20 protein-coding genes are annotated in these 23,348 nt (G+C 66.7%); 8 read left to right on the top strand and 12 right to left on the bottom strand.

The features are described 5' to 3' along the window. Nucleotides 1–2: 2 nt before the first annotated feature. Both hrpB and ACFUTU_RS12115 read right to left on the bottom strand, forming a co-directional pair. Entirely contained in the window at nt 3–2,663 is a 2,661-nt protein-coding gene (gene hrpB / locus ACFUTU_RS12120; protein WP_377964518.1) for an ATP-dependent helicase HrpB, read from the bottom strand. A 156-nt stretch (nt 2,664–2,819) separates the two neighbouring features. Further along, nucleotides 2,820–4,679: a DUF222 domain-containing protein gene (locus tag ACFUTU_RS12115; protein WP_377964516.1), complete on the bottom strand. Its 1,860-nt coding sequence runs from the start codon at nt 4,677–4,679 to the stop codon at nt 2,820–2,822. 240 nt (nt 4,680–4,919) lie between these two features. On the opposite strand from ACFUTU_RS12115, the gene ACFUTU_RS12110 reads away from it, so the two are divergent. After that, nucleotides 4,920–5,561 carry a hypothetical protein gene (locus ACFUTU_RS12110; RefSeq protein ID WP_377964514.1) on the top strand — a complete coding sequence of 214 codons (642 nt, stop codon included), beginning with the start codon at nt 4,920–4,922 and terminating at the stop codon, nt 5,559–5,561. Between the two features lie 5 nt (nt 5,562–5,566). Here the strand turns inward: ACFUTU_RS12110 and ACFUTU_RS12105 are convergent, their stop codons facing one another. From ACFUTU_RS12105 to ACFUTU_RS12095, 3 genes are all read right to left on the bottom strand, one after another. After that, nucleotides 5,567–6,352: an alpha/beta fold hydrolase gene (locus ACFUTU_RS12105; RefSeq protein WP_377964512.1), complete on the bottom strand. Its 786-nt coding sequence runs from the start codon at nt 6,350–6,352 to the stop codon at nt 5,567–5,569. A gap of 64 nt (nt 6,353–6,416) precedes the next feature. Further along, nucleotides 6,417–8,243, bottom strand: a complete 1,827-nt coding sequence (gene ggt / locus ACFUTU_RS12100; protein ID WP_377964510.1) for a gamma-glutamyltransferase — start codon at nt 8,241–8,243, stop codon at nt 6,417–6,419. Nucleotides 8,244–8,337: 94 nt separating this feature from the next. Then, nucleotides 8,338–9,579 carry an MFS transporter gene (locus tag ACFUTU_RS12095; RefSeq protein WP_377964585.1) on the bottom strand — a complete coding sequence of 414 codons (1,242 nt, stop codon included), beginning with the start codon at nt 9,577–9,579 and terminating at the stop codon, nt 8,338–8,340. A gap of 194 nt (nt 9,580–9,773) precedes the next feature. Here ACFUTU_RS12095 and ACFUTU_RS12090 point away from each other — a divergent pair, with 194 nt between their 5' ends. Then, complete coding sequence (locus ACFUTU_RS12090; protein WP_377964508.1) at nt 9,774–11,927, top strand: glycogen debranching N-terminal domain-containing protein; 2,154 nt, start codon at nt 9,774–9,776, stop codon at nt 11,925–11,927. Nucleotides 11,928–11,959: 32 nt separating this feature from the next. Here ACFUTU_RS12090 and ACFUTU_RS12085 read toward each other — a convergent pair whose 3' ends face one another. Further along, on the bottom strand, nt 11,960–12,898 hold the full coding sequence (locus ACFUTU_RS12085) for a 5'-3' exonuclease H3TH domain-containing protein (protein WP_377964506.1): 939 nt from the start codon (nt 12,896–12,898) through the stop codon (nt 11,960–11,962). A gap of 67 nt (nt 12,899–12,965) precedes the next feature. On the opposite strand from ACFUTU_RS12085, the gene ACFUTU_RS12080 reads away from it, so the two are divergent. Beyond that, nucleotides 12,966–13,553, top strand: a complete 588-nt coding sequence (locus ACFUTU_RS12080) for an HhH-GPD-type base excision DNA repair protein (RefSeq protein ID WP_377964504.1) — start codon at nt 12,966–12,968, stop codon at nt 13,551–13,553. 53 nt (nt 13,554–13,606) lie between these two features. On the opposite strand, the gene ACFUTU_RS12075 is transcribed toward ACFUTU_RS12080, so the two are convergent. The 5 genes from ACFUTU_RS12075 to ACFUTU_RS12055 form a co-directional block, all read right to left on the bottom strand. Beyond that, entirely contained in the window at nt 13,607–14,071 is a 465-nt protein-coding gene (locus ACFUTU_RS12075) for a phage tail protein (protein WP_377964502.1), read from the bottom strand. 115 nt (nt 14,072–14,186) lie between these two features. Further along, nucleotides 14,187–15,533 (bottom strand): hypothetical protein, encoded by a 1,347-nt coding sequence (locus tag ACFUTU_RS12070; protein WP_377964500.1) that lies wholly within the window; start codon nt 15,531–15,533, stop codon nt 14,187–14,189. A gap of 39 nt (nt 15,534–15,572) precedes the next feature. Further along, nucleotides 15,573–16,706 carry an amidohydrolase family protein gene (locus ACFUTU_RS12065; protein WP_377964498.1) on the bottom strand — a complete coding sequence of 378 codons (1,134 nt, stop codon included), beginning with the start codon at nt 16,704–16,706 and terminating at the stop codon, nt 15,573–15,575. A 53-nt stretch (nt 16,707–16,759) separates the two neighbouring features. Beyond that, a complete protein-coding gene (locus ACFUTU_RS12060; RefSeq protein ID WP_377964496.1) occupies nt 16,760–17,353 on the bottom strand; it encodes a dihydrofolate reductase family protein in 594 nt (197 codons plus the stop codon). Between the two features lie 18 nt (nt 17,354–17,371). Continuing rightward, on the bottom strand, nt 17,372–17,956 hold the full coding sequence (locus ACFUTU_RS12055; RefSeq protein WP_377964494.1) for a TetR/AcrR family transcriptional regulator: 585 nt from the start codon (nt 17,954–17,956) through the stop codon (nt 17,372–17,374). Between the two features lie 119 nt (nt 17,957–18,075). On the opposite strand from ACFUTU_RS12055, the gene ACFUTU_RS12050 reads away from it, so the two are divergent. Continuing rightward, complete coding sequence (locus ACFUTU_RS12050; protein ID WP_377964492.1) at nt 18,076–18,429, top strand: cupin domain-containing protein; 354 nt, start codon at nt 18,076–18,078, stop codon at nt 18,427–18,429. A gap of 34 nt (nt 18,430–18,463) precedes the next feature. Then, on the top strand, nt 18,464–19,786 hold the full coding sequence (locus ACFUTU_RS12045) for a flavin monoamine oxidase family protein (protein ID WP_377964490.1): 1,323 nt from the start codon (nt 18,464–18,466) through the stop codon (nt 19,784–19,786). Nucleotides 19,787–19,799: 13 nt separating this feature from the next. On the opposite strand, the gene ACFUTU_RS12040 is transcribed toward ACFUTU_RS12045, so the two are convergent. Then, nucleotides 19,800–20,393, bottom strand: a complete 594-nt coding sequence (locus tag ACFUTU_RS12040; RefSeq protein WP_377964488.1) for a TetR/AcrR family transcriptional regulator — start codon at nt 20,391–20,393, stop codon at nt 19,800–19,802. A 211-nt stretch (nt 20,394–20,604) separates the two neighbouring features. Between ACFUTU_RS12040 and ACFUTU_RS12035 the strand changes: the two genes are divergently transcribed. The 3 genes from ACFUTU_RS12035 to ACFUTU_RS12025 all read left to right on the top strand — a co-directional run. Further along, nucleotides 20,605–22,044 carry an APC family permease gene (locus ACFUTU_RS12035; RefSeq protein ID WP_377964486.1) on the top strand — a complete coding sequence of 480 codons (1,440 nt, stop codon included), beginning with the start codon at nt 20,605–20,607 and terminating at the stop codon, nt 22,042–22,044. Nucleotides 22,045–22,090: 46 nt separating this feature from the next. Then, the gene (locus ACFUTU_RS12030) at nt 22,091–22,912 is read left to right on the top strand and encodes a MoaF C-terminal domain-containing protein (RefSeq protein WP_377964484.1); all 822 of its coding nucleotides are present in this window, start codon (nt 22,091–22,093) and stop codon (nt 22,910–22,912) included. An 11-nt stretch (nt 22,913–22,923) separates the two neighbouring features. Continuing rightward, nucleotides 22,924–23,348, top strand: a 425-nt coding sequence (locus tag ACFUTU_RS12025) for an aldehyde dehydrogenase family protein (protein WP_377964482.1), incomplete at its 3' end; no start/stop codon positions are given.

Genomic DNA, 23,348 nt, shown 5'->3' with positions numbered 1-23,348 from the left:
AGCTACTTCCGCGTGTTGGTCCGCGCGGTTGCCGTCGCTGTCCAGGGATCTTCGGGCCAGGGGTGCTTGGGATAGCGGCCGCGCATCTCGGCACGGACCTGGCTGTAGGGACCCGACCAGAACGAGGCGAGGTCGTCCGTGACGGCCAGCGGCCGCCGGGCCGGCGACAGCAGATGGAACTGGACTGCGACCCGTCCATCCGCCAGCCGTGGTGTCCGGTCCCAGCCAAAGCATTCCTGGAGCTTGACGGCCACCACCGGTCTGCCGCCGTCGTCCGTCACAGCCGGATAGTCGATCCGGATCCGGGAACCGCTGGGTACTTCCAGAAACTCCGGAGCGAGCTCGCCCAACCGGGCAGCATCCGGCCACGGCAAGAGCCGCCGCAGCGGGTCCGCCAGGTCGATACCTGACGTTGACGCCCCGCCGGCCAGCGCCTCCAGTTCGGGACCAAGCCAATCATCGAGGCGGGCCAACAACGCCTCCTCGGACACATCCGGCCATGGCCCGCCCAGTTCCCGATGCAGCAGGGCGAGCCGGCGGCGCAAACCGTCGGCCGCCGTCGACCATCCGATGACGCCGAGTCCCTGTTCTTCCAGGGCCCGGGTCACTGCGGCGTGGCCCTCTCCGGCTGACGGCCGAACCGGTGTGGACGAAAGGACGATGGCACCAAGCCGGCGTTCCCTGCGCGCCGTCACCTTCCCTTGGCTGAACGCCGCCTCCACGGAGTCGCGCAGCAGGTGGGCGGCGGCGGCCTCTGCTGTGTCCGCCGTGAGCGGTGCGGCTGACCGGATCACCGCGCCGGTGCCGGCGGCGTCACGGCCGTCCGCACGGGCAACCTCGGCCACCGCCAGCCATTCATGTCCCGCGAGCGGGCTGCCGGCCGGGAGCCCGGCCCGGGTGCCCGAGGTCAGCAGGTAGCGTTCCGGCCCGCTGCCGGAAACGCGCCGTGCCACCCGGTCCGGGAAGGCCAGGGCCACGACCAAACCGACCTGTTCGGCGGTCCCGGCCGGCACCTCCACCGCGGGCAGTCCGACGCCGGACGCCGGCTGCCTGGCCAGCGTGTCCAGCCGCCGCGCCTCCTCCGCCCACCGCCGGGCGGCGGGATCCTTCCCGTTGCGGAGCGTTGAGACCAGACGGGGCAGGTCGGCGCCGGCGGCGCGCTGGTCGCCGGCGACGGCGGCAACCACCTCGGCCGCTGTCCCGCCGCCCGACTTCCGCGCACCCAATAGTCCCGATCCAACCAGCAGGGCACGACCCAAACGGGGGTCGGCCGGGATGCGCGCGAGTGCCTTGCCAAGTGCCGTAGCGTGGCCGACCCCGTCCACCGCTCCCAGCTCCCGCAGCACCTCCATGGCGTCCGCCATCGCCGACTGCGGCGGCATGTCGGGCAGGGCAAGCCCCACGCCGCCCGGTGCACCCCAGCAGGCAAGGAGCAGTGCTGCACCCGTCAGATCCGACACCGCGATCTCTGGAGTCTGGTGCGCCGGAGCGGCCCCGAGGGTCTTCTGGTCATAGCAGCGGACCACCTTTCCAGGCGCTTGCCGCGCTGCACGGCCGGCACGCTGTTCCGCGGAGGCCCGGGAGCAGGAGACTGTGACCAGGCCGGTCATGCCGCGGCCCGCGTCGCGGCGCGGTTCACGGGACAGCCCGGCATCGACCACCAGCCGGACACCGGGCACGGTCAGCGACGATTCGGCCAGCGCTGTGGACACGATGATCCGGGCAGGATCCCCTTTCCGGCGGCCGGATACCGCGCGGTCCTGGTCAGCCGGGCCCACCTGGCCATGCAGTTCCAGGATTTCGACGCCGGGACCCACCCGGGTGCGCAGCCGCCCGGCCACATGTGACACCTCCCAAACGCCCGGCAGGAACACGAGGGCGTCCGTGCCCGGGTCGGCGGCAAGGGCGTCGGCGTGGGCGTCGGCGGCGGTGTCCGCCACATGGTCCAGGAAGGCGCGCGTCACGCCCCGCCCGTCCAGGCGCGGCGCCGGGGAAGGAACCCATACAGTTTCCAGCGGGTGAAGCGCGGAAGGGCAGTCGACGACGGGAGCCGGGCCGCCGCCGTCGGCCTCCCCCTTCTCATCACCGCCGGTATCCGCGCCCAGCAAGACGGCAAACCGTGCAGCGTCCAGGGTGGCCGACATGGCAACGATCATGAGGTCCCCGCGCAGCTGGCGCACCTCGGCGAGAAGGCCCACCAGCAGGTCGGTTTCGAGGCCGCGTTCGTGAACTTCATCGAGGATCACGGCGGCCGAGCCCTCTAGGCCGGGGTCAGCCAGCAGGCGCCGCAGCAGGATGCCCGGCGTTACGAACTCGATGAGGGTGCCGGGGCCGGCCTGTCGTTCGCCGCGGACGGTGTATCCCACCCTGGTCCCCAGCTGGGTTCCGTCCAGCGCCGCCAGCCGCCGGGCCGCCGACCTGGCAGCGACCCGGCGCGGCTGCGTCACGACGATGCGTGGTTGACCATCCACGTTGGAAGTCTGTGCAAGGTTGGCAACCAGCGGAGGCACCAAAGTTGTTTTGCCTGTGCCTGGAGGTGCCTGGACCACCGCGGCTCCGCCGGCCCCCTGTTGTTGAAGCACGCCGGCCAGCTCTGGCAGCGACTCCGCGAAGACCAGCCCCGAGCCAATGGACTTCAGGTTGAAGAGGCCTGGATGTGCCACTGCGTCTTGCGGAGCGTCTTGCGTGAGGGGTGCGGAAGTCACCCTTCCATTGTGCCGGTGGCAGCGGTGGGTGCTGGCACCGGCTTGCAGGCAGCAGGACGTGCGGATCCTGTCCGGGTAGCCTCACGGCTGCCGCAGCTACACGCAGGTGTCCTCCTAGGCGGCCGTCCGGGTTGGCCAGTCAGGCAATGGGTCCGGCGGCAGCGGCAGTCCTTGGCCGTACACAGCCTGCAGCCACCGATCACTGTCGGAGTCCTCGGGTGCTACCGAAGATTCCGGAACCCGGTAGCTGGCCAGGCCCGGGTAGCCGTCGAAGTCATCGGGCTCGTCTGGCTGATCCGGAGAATCAAGCCAGTCGGGCGGCTCTGGCAAAGCTTGTTCCGGTGGCGCGCCGAACCAGCCCGGCGGCTCCGGGCAGGCTTGGTCGGGTGGCGCGCCGAACCAGCCCGGCGGCCCCGGGCGATCTTCGACAAGTGGCGGTTCCGGCCAGTCTTGGTCGGGTGGCGCGCCGAACCGGCCCGGCGGCTCCGGCCAGTCTTCGACAAGTGGCGGTTCCGGACAGGCTTGGCTGGCCATCAGTTCCGCGCAGTCCTGACCCGGCATCAGCTTGGGCCAGGTGGGTGGTTCCCAGTCCTGGTGTTCGGCCGGGTAGTGGCGCCCGGCGGGTGAGGTCCAGCCGGGCGGGTTGTTCTTGGTGGCGCCGACCGGTCTCCACGCGGTGGCGTGTTTGAGTCGGTGGTGCTTGGGGCAGGGCTGGCCGAGGTTGGCCACGCCGGTGCCGCCGCCGTCGGCCCAGGCGAGGATGTGGTCGGCGTCGTTGTCCAGGGAATGGTTGCTGCAGTTGGGAAACGTGCACTTGGCGTCCCTGAGGTGGAGCCAGTGCCGCATGGGTTTGGTGAGCCGGTAGCTGGTGCGTCCGATCTCCAGCGGCGCCCCGTCCCGCGGGTCGACCAGGACCCGGAGGAACGAGGTTGCGCCGTCGGCGACGAGCCGGCGGGCCATCGAGGGTGGGATTGGCCCGTACCCGTCCAGGGTGGCCGGTTCGTCGGTGTGGCCGAGCAGCGAGAACACCGGCACCGTGACCAGGACCTGCGCTGCCGGGGATGGCACATCACCCGCGAGGACGGAGCCTGCTGTTCCACCACCCGCCAGCGCACCCTCTACTCCGGCTGCCCCGGGGTTTGGTGTGAGCAGCGTGGTGGAAAAGACATCGGCCCGGAGCTGGGTGAGGGTGCGGGTTTCGGTGGGCCCTTGAAGACCACGTGCGATGGCGGTGGTGCGGTTCCAGATCCCGGCGGCCTGGTCAGCGGGCAGATACGCCGAGAACCAGGCCATGCCGTCCCGGTCCGGGGTGTACTCCAGCCGCCGGTCCTTCACGCTCTTGGAGTGCCGTTTCTCGATGCTGTCCTGGTGGTGCCGTTCCCGCCAGTATCGGGCCTTTGCCCGGAACCTCGCCGGGGCCAGGTCCCCCGCAAAGCAGCCCCGCGCCGCGCCGGGAGCGTCCGGGTCCAGGAAATGGGCCTCGAACGCCGCGGCCGCTTCAGGTGACAGCCCTTCAGTCTCATCACACATGATCCGGGCATGCTGCCACGAAATACGGCCCGCCTGCAGCGCGGCAAGAGTCACCGGCAGTTCCGTGGTCAGCAGGCCCGCTTCCACCAGCAACCGTTCGGCAGCACCTTCGCTAATGGTCAGCGCGCCGGCCACCTCCGCCCTCACGGCCATCTGCCGGATGGCCGCATCCTGCGGGGTTGCACCCGGGACTGCCATCGCCGCGTCCGCCGTGACATACCCGGCAGCAAGGTGCACCTTCACTGCCGCAAGCCAGGCCTCCATCCCCGCCACCCCGGTCAAACCGTCCAGGCACACAGTCGCCTGCTCCCCCAAAGGGTCAACAGGATCCGGCACCGACTCCAAACCGGCGTCGCCCGAGCCAGGGTCGGCGGCCCTGCGGACCTCGGCAGCCATCGCCAACGCCGAGGCAGCGATAGCCTCCAACACCTCCGCAACAGCCATGCCGTTATCCATATCCACAGTATGAGGAGGGGCACTGACAATTAAGCCGGAGGCTCGGAGGGCACCGGAGACCGGACGGCTCCGGAAGCGCATAATGGCATCATCTACAGGCAATAGGCTGCGACGGCAGCCCACGCCAGCCGAATAGGAGCCAGACTGGCCAATGGCTCACAGGGCTAGTCAGCGCAGGAAAAGGGCCAGGACAAGGCCAGGACAAGCGCCCAGGACAAGGAGGTCCGGATGTTGAGGCCACCGCGAATCACCGTGGAGGTTCCTGTGCTCGGCGTCGGCAACCGGCCCTCCGACTATGAACAGCTCGCCGCGTACGCGGACGGGCTGCGCAAGCCGCAGGGCCTCCACATGACCCTGCTTCATATCGGCATTCTCGACGACTTCGCCGCCGACGTTGCCGCCTGGACCAAGGGCTCCACGGATTCAGCCACGGCTACCGTCAAAACCGCGGACTGGCTCCGCGCGTTGCCTGTCCTGGAGGGCTTTACCGGAACGGCGGAGAGACTCGTCCTGTTCGGCGGCGGCAGAGTCTCCGGACTCGAGGTGGAAGTGCCCCAGCACGTCAGGGAATTCCAGGTCTCGCTCGTCCAGGCCCTCCGCGAACTGCTGGATGACTTGCTGGTGGACAACCCTGACGACTTCATCCTCAGCTCCCGCGCACTGGGTTACAGGTACCCGCGGTGGCACCCTCACGTGGCCGTGGGCAAACCAAAGCATGAGGGCAGCCCAGGGGAAGGAAGGTCAAGGGACCAAGGCCGCTCTCGGGAGCGGAGCGGATCGTGGGAGATCCGTCCGCTCCGGGTGGAGTTCGGACCGTCGCAGATCAGGAACCGGCAGTTGCTGCCGCCCGCAGCCTCCCCCGGAACGTAAACGGCCTAGCCTGGGTCCATCGCGTGCACACGGTCCAGCCACTCGATGATCAGCGCTTTGATGAGGCCGGGCTGCTCGTGCGGCAGCGCGTGGCCCGCGCGGTCAAGCACAGCGAAGGTGGCCCGTGGAAGGTGCCCGAGCAGATCCCACTGGCTGGCGTATCCCACCGTGGAGTCCTGCCGTCCCGTGATGATCAGGACGGGGCCGGTGTACGGCAACCCCTCCGCGGGACCGCTGCTGAATGACCAGTGCCGGCCGATCCGTTCGAGGGCGGCGTCGTCGGCCAGGCCCATGCCGGGGAGCACATACTCCTTGTACCGGTCCAGCGTGGTCTGCGTTTGCACTACGAAATAGTCGCGGAATTCGTTGGCTGCGGCCGCGCCGAGCGTTTCATCAGGGTCGACCTCAGCGTCCAGGACCTGGCGCGCCGGCAGGTCCCGCACCTCTTCCCCCAGCGGACAGATCAGCGCTAGTCCGGCCACCTGGTCAGGACGGCGGCCGGCGATGGCCCGGGCGTAGTATGCACCGGCAGAGTGTCCGATGAGGTGGAACCGCCCATCACCGATCACACCGTCAACGAAGGCGAGCAGGACGTCGAGGACGTCGTCGGCGCCAGTGAGCGTGTCGGGCGCGGGAGTATGGCCCATGCCCGGCAGATCGGGGTAGACGCGACGGTAATTGGACAGCCCGTTGAATACCGGTTCGATGGCGCCGAGCATCTCCCGGTGGTCCACGCCTGCACCGTGCAGCACCAGGACCGGCGCCCCGTCACCGTGCTCAACGTAATGCACAGGTACCTCCCGTGCCCGGCACTCCATGACCCGATCCCGGCTAGCGTGACCCCGACGACGGCCCTCACCGGGAGGGTTTGACCACCATGGCTGAGCCTCCACCGCGCCGCACCGGCTCCGCCGCGGCGATCATGCGTCCGCCGGACCTGAACTCGATGGCCGTGGCCGCGCCGATCTCGGCTGCCGACGTGAACGCATCACCCGAGGGGGTGAACTGGTGGCCGAACGGCATCAGTTCCTTTCCGTAAGCCCCGATGAACGCGGGCTCGGCCGTCACCTTCTCGGAATTCCGCTGTGCCGCACGAGGAGCCTTGATGGCGTCCGAGATGCTCATGCCCAGGTCCACCCTGTTCAGGACCGTCTGCAGGACGGTGGTGATGATCGTCGATCCGCCGGGAGAACCAAGGGCAAGGAACGGCTCGCCGTCTTCGAGGATGATCGTCGGAGACATCGAGGACCGCGGCCTCTTGCCGGGCTCAATCCGGTTCGGGTCCTTGGGGTCGTACACGGTGGAGAAGTCCGTCAGCTCGTTGTTCAGCAGGAATCCGCGGCCGGGCACCACAATGCCTGACCCGCCGGTCTGCTCGATGGTAAGCGTGTACTCGACGACGTTGCCCCACTTGTCGGCAACGGTCAGGTTGGTAGTGGAGATGTTCTCGGTGTCCGTCTCGCGGGCCGGGACCGCCGCGGTGGCCGGGCACGCGCCGTCGTAGTTTGCCACGTCGCCCGGGGCCACCGGTTTCACGGCTGCAAGCTTCGGGTTGATCTTGCAGGAGCGCTCCTTGCCGAACAGCGGGTCGGTCAGGGCCTTGGTGGGAACGTCGACGAATGCCGGATCGCCGACGTACTTGCCGCGGTCCGCAAAGGCGAGCGCACTGGCTTCAAGGTAATGGTGCAGCGCGCTGGGCTTGGACATTTCCGAAAGGTTGAACGGTTCGAGGATGTTCAGCGCCTCACCCACGGTAGTGCCGCCGCTGCTCGACGGCGCCATTCCATAGACGTCCAGCCCGCGGTATTCCACATGGGTGGGCGCCTGGTTCAGGGCGCGGTACTTGGCGAGGTCCGCCGTCGTCATATGGCCTGCCGGGACGGGCAGCTTGGTGGTCCTGGTTTTCGGCGGTGCCTGGACGGTTGCCGCTATTTCTTTGGCGAGCGCGCCGTGATAGAAGCCGCGTGTCCCCTTGTCCGCCAGGAGCCGGTAGGTGGCCGCAAGATCCGGGTTCCGGAAGATGCTGTTCACGGCGGGTGCGTCACCGCCGGGAAGGAAGAGCTTGCTGGTCGAGGTGAAGGCCTCGAAGCGGAGCTTGTTGTCGAGGGTCTGCTGGCGGAAGGTATCGTCCACGACGAAGCCGCGGTCGGCCACCTCGATCGCGGGCTCGAGGACGTCGTCGAGGTCCTTCGTTCCCCACCGGTCCAGGGCGCGCTCCCACGTGGCCGGGGTGCCCGGCACGCCCACCGAGACGCCGCTGGTGACGAGCTCGGGGGTGAAGTTGTAGGGCTTGCCGGTCTTGGGATCGATAAAGGCGTCGCGGGGCATGGCCGCAGGCGCTGTCTCACGGCCGTCGATGGTGCTCACATGGCCGGAGTGTGCGCTGTAGAAGACGAAGTAGCCTCCGCCGCCGATGCCGGCACTGTACGGCTCGGTCACACCGAGGGTGGCAGCCGCGGCCACGGCGGCGTCTGCGGCGTTGCCTCCGCTGCGGAGAATTTCGATGGCCGCGGCGGAAGCCTCCGGATCCACGGTGCTCACCGCGCCGCCGTACCCCCTCGCAGTGGCAGTCTTGTCTCTCACCCGCTCATCAGCTGACGCCGGGGTGGTGACGGCCCCCGCCGTCACGCTCAACGCCAGGGCCGTGGTGACGGCAGCTACTCGGCTTCTCAGATGTGGCATGGTCGCTCCCGGGTTGTTGCAGTGCGGGTTGACGGTACTGTCACGCTACTCCGCCGGGCAAGGACTCTCAACGGAATATTCACGTGGGAGCGGCTCAGCGCCCGTGTGATTCGTCGGCTGGAGCGCCCTGCCGGCGGCTTGCGTACAGGAACGGCACGGCGAGCAGCTGGATCACGCCGCTGAAAGCCAGCGAGGCGGAGTAGCCATACACATCGGCGCTGCGTCCCAGCAGCGGCTGCACCACGACGCCGCCGCTGGAACCCATGAGGGACGCGAAGCTGAGCACCGTCGCCCGCTGCCTGGAGTCGATCATGTCGTTGAGGTAGGCCTGCTGCACGGGGATCCCGACCTCCGCCACCAGTGCCCAGACGGCAAGGAGGGCCAGGGCCGTCCAGAAGTCCCTGGTGAAGCCGAGCGCCACCAGGATCAGTGCGCTCCCGGTTCCGCTCAGGATCAGCACTGTGGTGCGCTTGCGGACCTGGCCCCGGACCCGGGGTGCCAGCCAGCCTCCGACGACCTCGGCCCCCGCCACGATGGCCGCCGCCAGTCCGGCGATCGCATAGGCGCCGCGGTCACCGAACAGCTCCAGCAGGAATGGCTGCAGGGCGTAAAAGACATAGATCCCGACGCCGGCCGTGAAGGGTGCGGACAGCATCACGTACCGTACGGGCGGATTTTTCAGGCCGTTCTCAATGGACGCCGACAGCACGGCGCGCGTCGCCTGCAGGGGATGCGCCGAGCGTTCGGGGGTGAAGCCGACATCGTGCATGAGCCACAGGGCCACCATGAACATGGCCATCAGCACGCCGACCCGCAGCAGGAAAGGCACTCCGAGGTCTGTTGCCTGGGCGATGACGCCCCCGGCCACCGATCCGATGAGCATGGCGGCGCCGGACACCATCTGGCCCCGGCCGAGCACAGTCTCCAATGCCCCGTCGTAGCCGGAGAAGTGCAGGGCGTCCACAAGCCATGCCTCCACCGCTCCGGAGAAGAACGTGAAGCCCAGTCCGAGCAGCACGGAGACCGCCGCCCACCACCAGAACGGCGCGGAAACCTGCCACAGCAGGTAGTAAAGCAGCGTTGAGACGGACAGCGTGGCGGTGCCGAGCAGGAACGAGACCCGGCGCCCCCAGCCGTCGGCCACCACGCCCGTGGGCACCTCGAAAAGGACCATGCCGGCGGTGAAGAAGGCATTCGCGGCAAATGCCTCCAGGTTGCTCAGCCCGGCATCGAGCAGGAAGAGCGTGTTGATGCCCCAGATGAAGGAGGCCGCAAGGGTATTGCCCAGTGTCAGCGTCAGGTAGATGCGCTGCACCTTGCGGGCTGCCGGGTTCATCGCCCCGCTGTCCGTCCCGGCGCGAAGTTGGGGCACGCACCCATTCTCGCCGGGTTTACTCCGGGCCGCCAGAGACCCTTTTATCGGGAGGCGTTCGAGCGTAGCGTCATGCCCAACGGAGTAGGCGGCGAAAGGCAGTGCGGCTCCGGTCCGCACGGCGCCGCCTCCTTGCTGAGCCGTCGAAGGAGGCGGGAATGGCTGCTGGCTGGAATGCTGATACGGCTGCCGGTCCTGTGGGGTCGGGCACGGTTACCCTGGTGGAAGGTTCATCCTTCTGCATTTCCTCGGCGAACGGGGACATCCATCCGGAGCATCCGCACGGGGTTTTCCATGAGGACACCCGCATCCTGTCGCGCTGGAACCTGTCCGTGAACGGCCAGCCCCTGGAGGCGCTGACCGCGGAGACCAAGGAGCCATACCGGGCGCTGTTCATTGGCCGCGTTCCCCGTTCTGACGGGTACGCAGACAGTCCCCTGATCGTGGAGCGCCTGCGGGAGGTCGGTGCCGGCATCCTTGAGCAGATCACCATCCGGAACTACTCCTCCAAGGAAACCGAATGCGTCGTTTCGCTCAACGTGGAATCGGACTTCGCGGATCTGTTTGAGGTGAAGGAGGCACGTGTCCAGCGGCGCTGGGAGGAGTCCCGCCAGCCCGAGGGCGATTCCCTGGTGATCAAGGCAGGCTGGCAGGACCTGGTGAAGAGCGTGGTGGTCAATGCCAGCGGTGCCGAGGTCACGGCGGATTCCGTCACCTACCGGACGGTGGTGCCGGCACGCGGTGAATGGAGCTCGCGGGTGAGCGTGGCGCCTGCCGCCAACGGCGGCGGGGTCCCGCCGTCGTCCCTGGTCCGTCCGGTTGGCGAGGTATCACCCAGCGACCGCCGCCGCCAGGAATGGGTGGCCAAGATACCCAAGCTGCACATGAGCAACCGCTCCATCGAGCGCACACTGCGGCGCAGCTATGACGACCTGGGAGCGCTCCGGATCGAGGATCCCGCCCATCCCGAGCGGATCGTGGTGGCCGCGGGTGCGCCGTGGTTCATGACGCTGTTTGGCCGGGACTCGCTGTGGGCCTCCGAAATGGCCCTGCCGGTGGATCCCTCCCTGGCGCTGGGCACCCTGCAGACGCTGGCGGACCGGCAGGGCAAGGTGGTGGACCCGATGAGCGAGGAGGAGCCGGGGAAGATCCTTCACGAGGTCAGGCTGGGCGTTTCCAGCGGTCTGGCGCTGGGCGGCAAGTCTGCCTACTACGGGAGCGTCGACGCCACCCCGCAGTTCGTCATGGCACTGGGTTCTGTCAGCCGGTGGGGATTCGGCCGGGACACCATCGCCGCCCTGCTCCCCCACGCCGACCGTGCTCTGGACTGGGTCCGGAATTACGGCGACAAGGACGGCGACGGATTTGTCGAGTATGAGCGTCTCAACGACCAGGGCCTCATCAACCAGGGCTGGAAGGATTCATGGGACGGCATCAATTTTGCCGACGGGACGCTGGCAGAACCTCCGATCGCGCTGTGTGAAGTGCAGGCCCTCGTGTATTCGGCGTTTTTGTCCCGGGCATGGATGGCGTACGACGCCGGCGACACATCTTTGGCAGCGCAGCTCACCGATGAGGCGGCGGAGCTGAAGCGGAAATTCAACGAGCAGTTCTGGCTGCCTGACCGCGGTTACTACGCCATCGCGCTTGACCGCGACAAGCGGCCCGTTGATGCGTGCGCGTCCAACATGGGGCAGTGCCTGTGGCACGGGATCGTGGATGACGACAAGCTGCCGCTCGTGGCCGAGCGGCTGATGTCCCCGGAGATGTTCAGCGGCTGGGGCGTTCGGACCCTGGCCACCGACATGGGTGCCTACAACCCTGCCAGCTACCACAACGGCTCGGTCTGGCCGCACGACAACGCGGTCATCGCGGTGGGCCTGCTGCGCTACGGCTTCGTGGAGGAGGCACAGCGGATCGCCACGGCCCTGCTTGAGGCGGCAGACTACACCGACGGCCGGCTTCCGGAACTGTTCTGCGGCTTCAGCCGGGATCAGGTCACGGAGCCGGTGCCGTATCCGACGGCGTGCTCCCCGCAGGCGTGGGCGGCCACCACGCCCATCATGCTGGTGACCAGCCTGATGCGGTATGACGCGCACGTATCCCGCGGCGGCGTGTGGATGGATCCGGTGCTGCCGGCCTCCTACGGCGATCTGCACATCACCAACGCACCCATGGGGGCCGGCCGGATCACCATCGACATCACCGGTTCGGAGGCGTCGGTGCAGGGGCTGCCGGAGGGTCTGACCTTCCACCGCGAGCACCGGCCGTGGCTGACGGAGCTGATGGCGGAGGCGGGCCTGGGAAAGTAGGAGGCCGGGACAGTAGCGGGCCGGCGGGGTGATTAGGGGCGGCGGTCCAGCGCCTGCAGCAGCCGCCGGACCGAGCCGCCGAGGTTCCACTCGGTGGCGAGCCGTTCGAGTTCCTCCCGCTGTGCACCGGCGACGGGCCGCAGTTCGGCGCCTGCCTCCTCGAGGGACGGCAGCTCCAGGTTGCGCACCACATTGACGACGGCGGGAGCCACCTTGAGGTAGCCGGCTGCGGCGGCAAGCTTGGACCGCACGGAGGCGGGCACGCCGCCTGCGGGGTCGGCCGCCGCTGCGAGCAGTCCGTCGAGGGTGCCGTGTTCCAGCAGCAGCGCCGCGGCGGTCTTCTCGCCGATGCCGGCGACGCCGGGCAGCCCGTCCGACGCGTCGCCGCGCAGCGTCGCGTAGTCGGCGTACTGCTGCGGCAGCACGCGGTACTTCCCGACGACGGCGGCGTCAGTCATGATCTCCAGGTTCTTCATGCCGCGGGCGGTGTAGATCACGCGCACCTGGCGGTCGTCGTCGACGAGCTGGAAGAGGTCGCGGTCCCCCGTCACCACGTCCACCGGGAGGCCGGCATGGCTGGCGTAGGTGCCCACGACGTCGTCGGCCTCATGTTCTGCGGCCCCCACGACGGCGATGCCGGCAAGGTCCAGAACGTGGCGGATCAGCGGGATCTGCACCTCCAGCCCGTCCGGCACCACTTCCGCATCAGCCCCGCCGGCCACCACCTCCGCCACCCGGTGCGTTTTGTAGGTGGGGATGAGGTCCACCCGCCACTGCGGGCGCCAGTCGTCGTCCCAGCAGGCCACCAGGTGCGTGGCCCCGTAGTCGGTGGTGAGCCGCGCGATCATGTCGAGCAGGCCGCGGACAGCGTTCACCGGCGTGCCGTCCGGGCGCCGGATGGTGTCCGGCAGCCCGTAGAAGGCACGGAAGTACAGCGAGGCGGTATCCAGCAGCATCAGGCGGTTGACCATGACTGATCCTGACACGGATTGACCCTCCCGTGCCCGTGACACGGGCCGGAGATGGGAGGATGGGCAAATGGAACTGCACATCACCGGCGACGACGCCGCCGACAAACTGCTCAGCGATGACGCCTTCGCCCTGCTCACCGGCATGCTGCTGGACCAGCAGGTGACCATGGAGTCGGCGTTCGCCGGGCCGGAAAAGATTCGCACGCGCATCGGCTCGATCAGCCCGGCCGCCGTCGCGGAATATGACCCTGCAGGCTTCGTGGAGGTCTTCAAGGAACGTCCCGCGGTGCACCGCTTCCCGGGCTCCATGGCCGGCCGCGTCCAGGCGCTCGCCGAGGCCGTGCAGAGCGAATGGAACGGCGAGGCAACGGCCATCTGGACGCGCGATGAGCCGGACGGCAAGGAAGTGCTCCGCCGGCTAAAGGCACTGCCGGGGTTCGGCGAGCAGAAGGCCAAGATCTTCCTGGCGCTTCTTGGCAAGCAGTGCGGACTCCAGGCACCGGGCTGGCGAGAGGCGGCCGGCCACTACGGCGAGGAGGGTTCGTATCTTTCCGTCGCGGATATCGTGGACCCGGAATCACTGACCAAGGTGCGGGCCAGCAAGCAGGCTGCCAAGGCGGCCGCCAAAGCCGCCAAGGCGCCCGCCGCCGGTTAGCTCCCGGAAGTACGACGGCGGGCGGTTGCCCTGGCTGCCCCGTGCCGGGTTGCTCAGTACTCGCCCTTGATCACGAAGTAGGAGCCGCGGATCACCCCTGCCAGCTTGGACTTCTGGCGGGCGAACTTGAAGGTGGATGCGAGTTCCCCGGGAACCTCCATGCCGTCTGAGAGCTTGAAGCCCACGGCGCGCTTCGATCCGTCCTCGATGCCGTACATCACGTTGATGGACAGGCCGGACTCGTAGAACACGTAGGCCATCCGGTAACCGTCCACCTCGAAGGACGTCACCTCCAGCGGGCGGGATCCGATGACGATGTTGCGTTCCTCGGCGAGAATGCGGTTCACCCACTCGAGGGTTTCGGGCGCGTCGCCCGCCGGCTGGACGGTGAAGACGTGGTCGTACTTGTTCTTGAAATAGCGCGCCTCGTTGGCGCGCAGTCCCGCCAGCGTTTCCGCCACCGGGGACGGTTCCAACCCGATGGTGGACACGTTCTGGAAGTCTACGGTGTATGGCATGCGCCCTCCTGGAGCCTCGTTTTTCACATGATGCTTGATCGCACTCCAAACCCTACGTGCAGCGCGGCGGGCGGGCTTCTCGATTCCTGATTGATCTCCGCAACTGCAACCAGCGCTAATACCGCCAGCGCAGCGCTTCGATCACGGCGTCACGGTCAAGCTTGGCGAACCTCTCGGCTTCGCCGCGCCGCACTGCCACATAAGCCTCCAGGAGTTCATGCCCCAATGCTGTGCGGAGGAGACTGCTGCCCTCCAGATCATCCAAGGCCGTCAACATGTCCGGAGCAAACGCCCGGATGTCCAGGCTTTTCCGCTCCGCCGCACTCAATGTTCCGGGGTCTGCCGTGACTTCGGCGGGCAGCTGCAGCTGGCCCCGGTAGCCGTCCAATGCCGCCGCCAGAATCGCCGCCACTGCAAGGTACTGGTTGGCGGAACCGTCACAGCATTTAACTTCAACATTCGACTGCTGCTCCTCGTAGCCCTTCAGCCCCGGCACGAAGCGGATGGCAGCCTCCCGGTTGCCCGTACCCCAGCAGATGTAACTGCCCGCCCATTGTTGCGGCTGAAGCCGGGCCAAACTCAGGGCGCTTCCGCCCAGCAGCGCCACGCTTTCAGCCAGCTTGCCGAGCACGCCTGCCATCATGCTCTCGCCTGCCGGGCCCATCCGCGTCGCGGTTTCAGGGTCGTGGAAAACGCTGCCTTCCGTGTTTCGCGCGGAGAAATGGATGTGGCATCCGTTGGTCGCCGTTCTGGAATCCGCTATGGGCGAGAAGGAAACATGCAGTCCATGCCGGCGGGAAACCCGCGCGACGATGAAGCGGGCCAGGAGATAGTCATCCACGGCCTGTACCGGGTCCCGCGGGCCCAGGGCGATTTCAACCTGGCCCTGGCCGTACTCGGGGTGAATCTGTTCAACCGGAACGCCGGCGTCCACCAGCGCCGTGAGCACCTCCAGGTTCCATGCTTCCAGCTGAAGGAATGCGGCCGCCCCATAGCCGGGGCCATGGTGCGCCAGAAAGGGCGCTTCCGGGCTGCCGCTGAACACGGTGAATTCCAGCTCGAAGCCGACCGAAACCTCCAGTCCGGCTGCTGCCCATTCGGCAGCAACACGCTTGAGTGCTGTGCGCGGGCAGGTCGGATAAGGGACACCGTGCAGGTCCACCAGGTCGGCGGGTGCCCAGGCAAGGCCGCTTGCCTTGTCGACGACGGCGACTGCGGAGCGGTCCGGCATGCCGCGCAGGTCTCCGACGATGGGGTCGATCCGCGATGACCGGGTGACGTGGTCGTCAGCTGCCAGCAGGACTCCGACACTGACCGAGACGCCGCAGCCGTTTGTAAAGGCGCCCTCCACCTTGGGGCCCGGGAGGACTTTGACCCGTGATATGCCTGCGTTGTCCAGGCAGGAAATGACAAGTGCTCTTACATGCTGCAGATCCATGTCCGCCTTTGGATTTGAAGTCACAGCATTTCCTTCCGTAGTTCAGGCGACCGGGCATTCGTCTTAAGGATTCAGGTTGTAGACGCGCTTCGCGTTTTCGGAGGCAACCATGCTGGCGATGCTGTCGGCGTCGTTGGCTGTTGCCCACCCGGATGCAACCCATTCGTCCATCAGGGACGACAGGGCGGTTCGCCAGTTGGCGGCGCTGACGGCGTAGTGCTCGCCAAGGCCGTAGGCATCCGATGAGTAGAGAATCTTGCTGAAAGGTGCGATTTCCATCGCCTGGCGGATGGCCGTGCCGGCGCTTGGACCGAGGTAATGCGACACCAGGCCCACGTCCAGGTACACATGCGGGAAGACCTGGGCGAGGATTCCGGCTTCCCTGATGAAGGGGTAGCAGTGCAGGAGCATGAAGTCGACCCCCAGTGTCCTGGTGGCGTGGAAGAAGCGTGTGAGCCGGGACGGATCAGCCCGAAAGAGCTCAATGTCCCCGTCCCCGTATCCCGCGTGGAGCTGAATCGGCAGGCCCGTCCCGATTCCCGCCCACAAACCGAAGCGCAGCAGGACCGGATCAGTGATCCTGAAGGTCCGGGTCTTCTCGGCGCGGCGGAACCACTCATCAGCGGCCTTCAGCACCTCACGGCCGGATGGCGGTTCAGCGGGGATGTCGAAGCCATGACGGTAGGCAAGAATGGATTTCAACCCCGCGGCCTCCCTGGCTATGGCAGCCAGCGCCTCCGGGAACTTCGCAACGAAACCCGCTGCCGTGGACTCCGCCGCAAGGAGCTCGGCAACCCGCTCGATCCGGACGATCTCGCGAACCCTGGCACCGGCACGGGCAGCCATCGCGGCCGGCACCAGCAGCCGGCCATCCGGTATGCCTGTATCCAGGAGGTAGTCGGACGTTACCGTGCTGCCGAGCAGCAGCCGGTTTGCTTGCGCCGCCCCGATGTCCCTGCGTTGGGCGAGATATTCGTCCATCGGCGCCAGCGGCTCGAGACCGAGGACCGGTGCGCAGAAGCGGCGCACTGCCAGCCCGAAAGGTGATTCGAGGCTGTCCGTGCCCTTCGGTGCCGGCCAGTCGGATTCCGTGGCCAGGCTCCGGAACCCGTCGTCGTTCAGTTCGGCATCGACCACACCATGGCTGTGGTGATCGATCAGGGGCAGGTCAAGCCTGCGGCTGCTCGCGTCGGTCATCATCCCCGCCAACTGTTGGTATCCGCCACCCTAGATTGAGTATGGGGCGGATGTCACAGAGAGGAAAGCCGCTGGGCGGGCCGGTATGTCACCATCAGCACACCGGTCGCGGTGGGTACCGAGTCAACCAGCCGCAGCCGGTGTGCCTCGTCGTCGGGCCCGAACAGCCGGCGGCCGGAGCCGAGCAGCACCGGGTGGATCATCAGGAACAGTTCGTCGACGAGGCCCAGCGGGAGCAGGGACCGGACGAGCTGGCCGCTGCCCATGACCACGAGGTTGCCGCCGGGCTGATGGCGCAGTGCGGCGACCGCAGCGGGCACGTCACCGCTGAGAAGCGTCGTGTTTGGCCACGGCAGGTGGGCCTCGGGGTTTGAGGATGCGACGTACTTCAGTGTCCCGTTGAGGCTGTCCTTGAACGGGCCGCCGGCCTGGTTCCAGTAGCCGAGCATGTCCTCGTAGCTGCGCCGGCCGAACAGCCAGGCGAAATCCCGGCCCATGCGCTCGCCCATGGCCGTGAACATTGCCGGGTCGTTGGCCTCCTGGGCCCAGCCGCCGTGCCGAAAGCCGTCACGGGTGTCCTCGTCCGGGCGTCCCGGCCCCTGCAGGACGCCGTCGAGGCTGACGTGATTCACGACCAGAACGCGCATGCGGGACTCCGTCCGGTATCAGCCGGCGTTGACCGCCGGGTTGTTGAGGCGTCCCCCCAAAGCGGCCCAGAGGTAGCGGATGGCTGCCTCCACACCCTGGGTGTTGGCCCCGGCCAGGAGCTGCAGGACCAGGCCGTCCAGCGCTGCAAAGGCAGCCCGGGCAGCACCCTCCTGCCCGCCGAAGCCAATCCGTTCCAGGCCAGCGGAGAGCGCTTGGATGTAGCTGTCGTAGAGGTGCTGTACCGGCCCTGCCAGTTCGGGGCGCCGCCGCGATTCAAGGATCATTTCGTACTGGAAGATCTGGATGTCGGGATTGTCCTCGATCAACGACAGGATGCTCTGGCAGAACTCCTCCTCGGTGGCAGGCAGTGCTTCCAGCCGTGACAGGCCGATCGACTGCTGCACGGACCATTCGAGTGCGGCCTCAATGAGGGCATCGCGCTTGCCGAAGTGATGGACCACCAAGGTGTTGTTGACACCGGCATGCTCGGCAACAGCCCTGAAAGTCATGCCGCGCAGTCCCTTGCGCGCCACGACGTGGACGGTGGCAGCCAGCAAGGCCTCCCGCCCTGTGCCGTAGCCGTTGTGTTTCTGCGCACCCATGCCCCCGATTCTAGCGGCACGCAAGAAGACCTTGACTTCCATCCTAAGCAAATGCTTAGCTGTGAGACATCACACAACTGAGCAGTTGCTGAGTTGTTTCCACCCTCAAGGAGGATCCAATGCCCACGTCCACGAACGCCGTCGAATACACCGTTCATGCTGCCTTTGACCCGCAGCAGTACGAACCCTTCGCCCTGGGTCAGGTCCAGTGGGTGCGCCGCGCCGGAGACGGCGACCGTCCCGCCTTGTCAGCCGGCTTCTGGCACGTCACCACCGGCGAAGCGCCGGAGCCGTTCGACCTGCTCATCGAAGCGGACGAGACCATCCACATCATCGAAGGCCACCTGCATATCGAGGTCGCGGGCGGGGAAAGCTTCGACCTGAAGCCAGGCTCGGCTGCTTCCTTCAACAAAGGCGCACAGACCCGCTGGACTGTCGTGGAAGACACCACGGAATTCTTCGTCTACTCCTGACCAGCAATAAGAAGACCGGAACAGAAAGCTCATTGTGACTGCCACCAACAACACCCAGCATGCCGACGTCATCATCATCGGTGCCGGATTTGCAGGCCTGACAGCAGCCCGCGAATTGCGCCAGGCAGGCCTGTCCGTCATTGTCCTTGAAGCCCGCGACCGCATCGGCGGCCGCACCTGGCTGGACGACCGGCTTGGCCGTCCGCTGGAAATAGGCGGAACCTGGGTCCACTGGACCCAGCCCTACGTCTGGGCGGAAATGAAGCGCTACGGCATCGGGACCGTCCAGAGCCCCGTCCCGGAACGGGCCTACTGGTGGGCTGACGGATCACGCCACGAAGGCAGCCCGGAACAACTGCTGGCCGACATCGACGCACCCAACCGGAAGCTCGTCGAACAATCGCGCGAGTACTTCCCCCGGCCGTTCAGCCCGTTCACCAACCCGGACATCAAGGCTATCGACCACGTTTCACTGCCCGGCAAAATCGCGGACCTGCAGCTCACGGTCTACGCCCGGGACATATTGGAATCCTTCTGGGCACTGAACTTCAATGGCCCCATCGACGATGCCGCCTACACCCAGGCCCTCCGGTGGGTTGCGCTGACCAACGGCGACTGGATGGTCAACTTCGAGGCCTGCGCCACGTACAAGATCGAAGGCGGTACCGGGAAACTGATCAACGGCATCGCCGCCGGAACAGACGTCCGCCCCGGAAGGACCGTAGCTGCCGTCAGCTACGCCGAAGGGAACTGCAGCGTCACCACCGCCGACGGTGAGGAATTCCAGGCAGCACATGTAATCTGCACCCTTCCACTCGGAGCCATGGACACCATTGCATTCACTCCTCAACTACCGGCCACAGCCCGGAGGAGGATCTCCGAAGGTCAGGTCTCCAAGGGCATCAAGGTCTGGATCACCGTCAAGGGAGAGGTGGCACCGTTCATTGCCCTCGGGGCCGCCGGATGGCCGCTGAACTTCGTCCAGGCTGAATACGGCCACGGCGGAAACACCATCCTCGTTGCCTTTGGACCGGACGCTGCCCGCCTTGACGCCGCTGATGTCCGGCAGGTCCAGGCCGCCCTTGACCGGCTCCTGCCGGACCTTGAAGTCCTGGACGCCGCCAGCCACGACTGGACCGGCGACCCGTTCTCCGGCGAAACGTGGCCCATGCACCGGCCGGGTTTCCTGACAGAGTCCCTGGGCAGCTTCCAGCAGCCGCACGGGAGCCTCCTCTTCGCAGGTTCGGACTACGCCAACGGCTGGGGCGGCTTCATCGACGGCGCCATTGAAAGCGGGCTGGAAGCAGCCCGGAACATCGTCAGCGGACGCAACCCCGACGGCTGCGGCGGCCGCTAAAGGCCGTCTGCGGCTAAACGCCGGCGGCGTTCGCGCCGCTGGCCTTGGCCGAACACTCAAGGAGCCTTCCGACCTGAATGACGGCGGCCCGGATCTTCGCCGGATTCCCGAAGGTCAGGAACTGCAGCATCAGCCCATCAAGCGCGGCGAAGACGGCCCTGGACAGTTCTTCATCGGTATGGAGGGAACGCCCACGCAGCGCCGACTCAACGGTTGAGATGTAGTTGTCGTAAAGGCGGTCAAGCAGGGCCCGGAGCTCCGGCTTCCGCCGCGCCTCAAGGAGCATCTCGAATTGGAACAGCTGCAGCTCGGGTTCGGAGGACACCGAGTCCAGGAGGGCATCGGCGAACTGCTCATCGAAATCGGCCACCCGGGCGAGCCCGGTTTCATCGATGGACCGCTGCACGGCCCACTCGAGCGTGGCGGCCAGCAAGCCTTCAATCGATCCGAAATGGTGGGTGATCAGGGTGTGGTTCACCCCCGCCCGGCCGGCAACGGAACGGTAGGTGACGCCCCGCAGGCCCTTTTCCGCGACAACGTCGACGACGGCGGCCAGCAGGGCGTCGCGGCCGTCCCCGTAGGGCAACCGCTGGGATTCAAGGCTCATAAGCCGATTTTAGCCTCGCCGGACGGCGCCGCCTGAACCCTTGACGCCCAGAACTAAACATCTGTATAGTTTGGACCGTGATGCGGCTCACGTGCCGCTCCACACCATTTCTTCCCGAAAGGCGCGCACGAGGGGGTGCTTGCCAAGCGGAACCCATACGTATTCACGAGGCATGACTTCAGTGTCCATGCCCTGGCGAAAGAGCCACATCATGAATCAACAAACCGGACAGATCCCCGCCAACGCGGAAACCGCCGCCGGCACTGCCCGCCTCCGGCCGAACAAGCTGGGCGTCCTGGCGGTAGCCTTCTTTGCCATCGCCGCTGCCGCCCCGATGGCGGCCGTCGTCGGGGCCAGTCCCGTCCTTTTCGCGGCCAGCGGACCGGGAACCCCTGTTATCTACGTCATCGCCGCCCTGCTCGTGGCCCTGTTTTCCGTGGGGTACCTCCGGATGAGCCACAGCATCACCAATGCGGGCGGTTTCGTCGCCTACATCGCGAAGGGGCTTGGAACGAAATGGGCCACCGGCGGCGCAGGTATAGCGATCCTGACTTACATCAGCCTGCAGGTGGGGCTCTGGTCCCAGTTCGGTGTCTTCGCCCAGCAGCTCGTTGAGAGTCTGACGGGGCTGGGCCTGCCCGCATTCTTTTGGATCGTCGTGGTGCTGTCGCTGGCCACGGCCCTGACCATGAAGGGCGTGGACGCCAGCCTGAAAGTCCTGGGCGTGCTGATCCTGGGCGAGACCCTGGTGGTGGCCGCCCTTGTCGTCTCCCTTGTCGCCCAGAAGGGCTTCGCCATCTTCACCGTTGCCGGGTTCACCGGCGCCAGCATCGTGGGACCCGGTCTTGGCATCTCGCTGCTGTTTGCCTTTGCCTGCTTCACCAGCTTCGAAGCCACAGTGGTCTTCGCCGAGGAAGCCGTGGACCCGCGAAAGACGATTCCGCGCGCGGCCTATCTGGTCATCGCCTTTGTTGGATTCTTCTACATGGTTTCAACGTGGGCCATCAGCGGAGCTATCGGCATAGACCGGGTCCAGTCCGAAGCCGCGGCGAACCCGGCCGGCATGATCTTTGACCTTGCCCAGGCCAGCGCGGGCTCCTGGCTCAGCCTGGCGATGCAGATCCTTGTTGTCACCAGCTTCATCGCCATGATGCTGGGCCTGGCCAACATGTTCGCCCGGTATCTCTTTGCGCTGGGCCGTGCCGGTGCCCTGCCGGCAAAGCTGGCAGCTGTTTCCCGAACGGGTGCGCCGACGTTTGCAGGCCTCATCAACGGCCTTGTGGTCCTGGCCGTCATCAGCGCCTTCCTGGTCTCGGGGGCAGACCCCATCACCACCGTCTTCGCGTGGTTCGTCGCCCTCGGCACTGCAGGCTTCATCAGTATTCTCCTGCTCACATCCGCCGCCATCATCGTCTTCTTCGCCAGGCAAAAGATGCGCGACAACCTGTGGGTGACCGTGGTCGCCCCGGTCCTGTCCTTCGTTTCCTTCATCGTCATCGGCTACCTGACCCTGGACAACTACGACGCCCTGCTCGGCGGCGCCGGGGGCATTGCCCGCTGGCTCCTCCTCGGCATCCCCCTCGTCCTCGTGGCAGGCATTGCCCGCGGATCCCGGAAACCGTCAATCGACTACGCCTCCGAGATCGTCTGACGCCCACCGAAACTTCACAAGCCCAACACATTCAGCAAGAAGCACCATGAGCCAAAGGAAAACCATGACCGTGACCGATATCCAGGACTACGTACCGGAAAACGAATGGCCCTCCGTGTCCACCATGCTCGACGGATTCGGAAACCAGACCCTGCCCGCATCCAGCGCCCTGACCGGAAAAGTACTGCACCTTCCCGGTGACGGGGCCAGGCCAACCACCTGCACCTTCCATGACGCGCATTCCCTGACCTGGTCCCGAGCCGACGGCGGCCTGGACCAGGCCGGTGCGGCCAGGTACAAGGCCATCGAGGCACGGCCAGGGATCTTCATCATCGACTTCGTCACCGGCGAAGACCTCGCGGCCGAAAACGTGACCATCATCTACGACAGCAACACCGGCGCCGTCACAACAGCCGTCACTTCGTTCGTCAACGAAGGCGGCAAGGTCCGCAGCACCACACGATTCAGTCATGGAAACGTGAACGGTTCCGCGCCTGTGCACCTGCGTTCGACGGCACTGGTGGGCAAACGCATCTATTACCGCTACAGCGACGTCGAAACGTATGAACACATCTACCTGAACGCGGGCACCTTCACGTGGCACTGCCTCCGAGGGGGCGAGGCCGGTCTCGCCGACACGGACCGCTGCATGGCCTTCGACGTCGCCGAGGACCTCTACCTATTCTTCTGGACCGAAAAGGTCATGACGGTTGAGGCCGTCCTGCTCATCGACCTGCGGGAGCAGCGCTCCATCGGGCGGATGTTCGGCTGGGACGAACCAGCGGCCGAACCTGTGATCCTGCCCTTCAACTCCCGGCTCACGGTACTCAACACCACGGAGTACCCTCGCGACAACCACAAGCACTGAAGGAGTACCTGTTGGAAACTTATGATGCCCTCCTCGCGTCCGTCACTGCCGGTCCCGGCCAGGAGAGCCGGACCATCCTCGACCCGGCCACCGGCGCCGTCGTCGGGCAGGCACCGGTCCACACCGTTGAGGACCTCGAAACGGCGGTAGCGGCCGCGGTCGCCGCGCAGGCGGCCTGGGCCGCCGCCGGCCACGACGCCCGCTCCGCCGCGCTGCTCAAGGCAGCCGACGCCATCGAACGCTCCGCCGAGGAACTCGCCCGGCTCCTCTCCCGCGAACAGGGCAAACCGTTGAACGGACCCAACGCCCGCTTCGAGGTCGGCGCCTGCGCCGCGTGGCTGCGCGCCACCGCCACCACCGAACTCACCCCCGAAGTCATCGTCGACGACGGCGACACGTACGCCGAACTCCACTACAAGCCCATCGGCGTCGTCGG

The organism is Arthrobacter sp. NPDC057388 (assembly GCF_042668165.1).
Taxonomy (GTDB): Bacteria; Actinomycetota; Actinomycetes; order Actinomycetales; family Micrococcaceae; genus Arthrobacter.
The sequence above is the reverse complement of the archived record's forward strand: the minus strand, read 5'-3'. Positions and strand labels throughout refer to the sequence as shown.

Coding starts and splice junctions, on each gene's coding strand:
- ACFUTU_RS12115 (WP_377964516.1), bottom strand. CDS start 4,679: ATGGCTGTTGCGGAGGTGTTGGAGGCTATCGCTGCCTCGGCGTTGGCG.
- ACFUTU_RS12110 (WP_377964514.1), top strand. CDS start 4,920: ATGTTGAGGCCACCGCGAATCACCGTGGAGGTTCCTGTGCTCGGCGTC.
- ggt (WP_377964510.1), bottom strand. CDS start 8,243: ATGCCACATCTGAGAAGCCGAGTAGCTGCCGTCACCACGGCCCTGGCG.
- ACFUTU_RS12095 (WP_377964585.1), bottom strand. CDS start 9,579: ATGAACCCGGCAGCCCGCAAGGTGCAGCGCATCTACCTGACGCTGACA.
- ACFUTU_RS12090 (WP_377964508.1), top strand. CDS start 9,774: ATGGCTGCTGGCTGGAATGCTGATACGGCTGCCGGTCCTGTGGGGTCG.
- ACFUTU_RS12085 (WP_377964506.1), bottom strand. CDS start 12,898: ATGGTCAACCGCCTGATGCTGCTGGATACCGCCTCGCTGTACTTCCGT.
- ACFUTU_RS12080 (WP_377964504.1), top strand. CDS start 12,966: ATGGAACTGCACATCACCGGCGACGACGCCGCCGACAAACTGCTCAGC.
- ACFUTU_RS12075 (WP_377964502.1), bottom strand. CDS start 14,071: ATGCCATACACCGTAGACTTCCAGAACGTGTCCACCATCGGGTTGGAA.
- ACFUTU_RS12065 (WP_377964498.1), bottom strand. CDS start 16,706: ATGACCGACGCGAGCAGCCGCAGGCTTGACCTGCCCCTGATCGATCAC.
- ACFUTU_RS12060 (WP_377964496.1), bottom strand. CDS start 17,353: ATGCGCGTTCTGGTCGTGAATCACGTCAGCCTCGACGGCGTCCTGCAG.
- ACFUTU_RS12055 (WP_377964494.1), bottom strand. CDS start 17,956: ATGGGTGCGCAGAAACACAACGGCTACGGCACAGGGCGGGAGGCCTTG.
- ACFUTU_RS12050 (WP_377964492.1), top strand. CDS start 18,076: ATGCCCACGTCCACGAACGCCGTCGAATACACCGTTCATGCTGCCTTT.
- ACFUTU_RS12040 (WP_377964488.1), bottom strand. CDS start 20,393: ATGAGCCTTGAATCCCAGCGGTTGCCCTACGGGGACGGCCGCGACGCC.
- ACFUTU_RS12035 (WP_377964486.1), top strand. CDS start 20,605: ATGAATCAACAAACCGGACAGATCCCCGCCAACGCGGAAACCGCCGCC.
- ACFUTU_RS12030 (WP_377964484.1), top strand. CDS start 22,091: ATGAGCCAAAGGAAAACCATGACCGTGACCGATATCCAGGACTACGTA.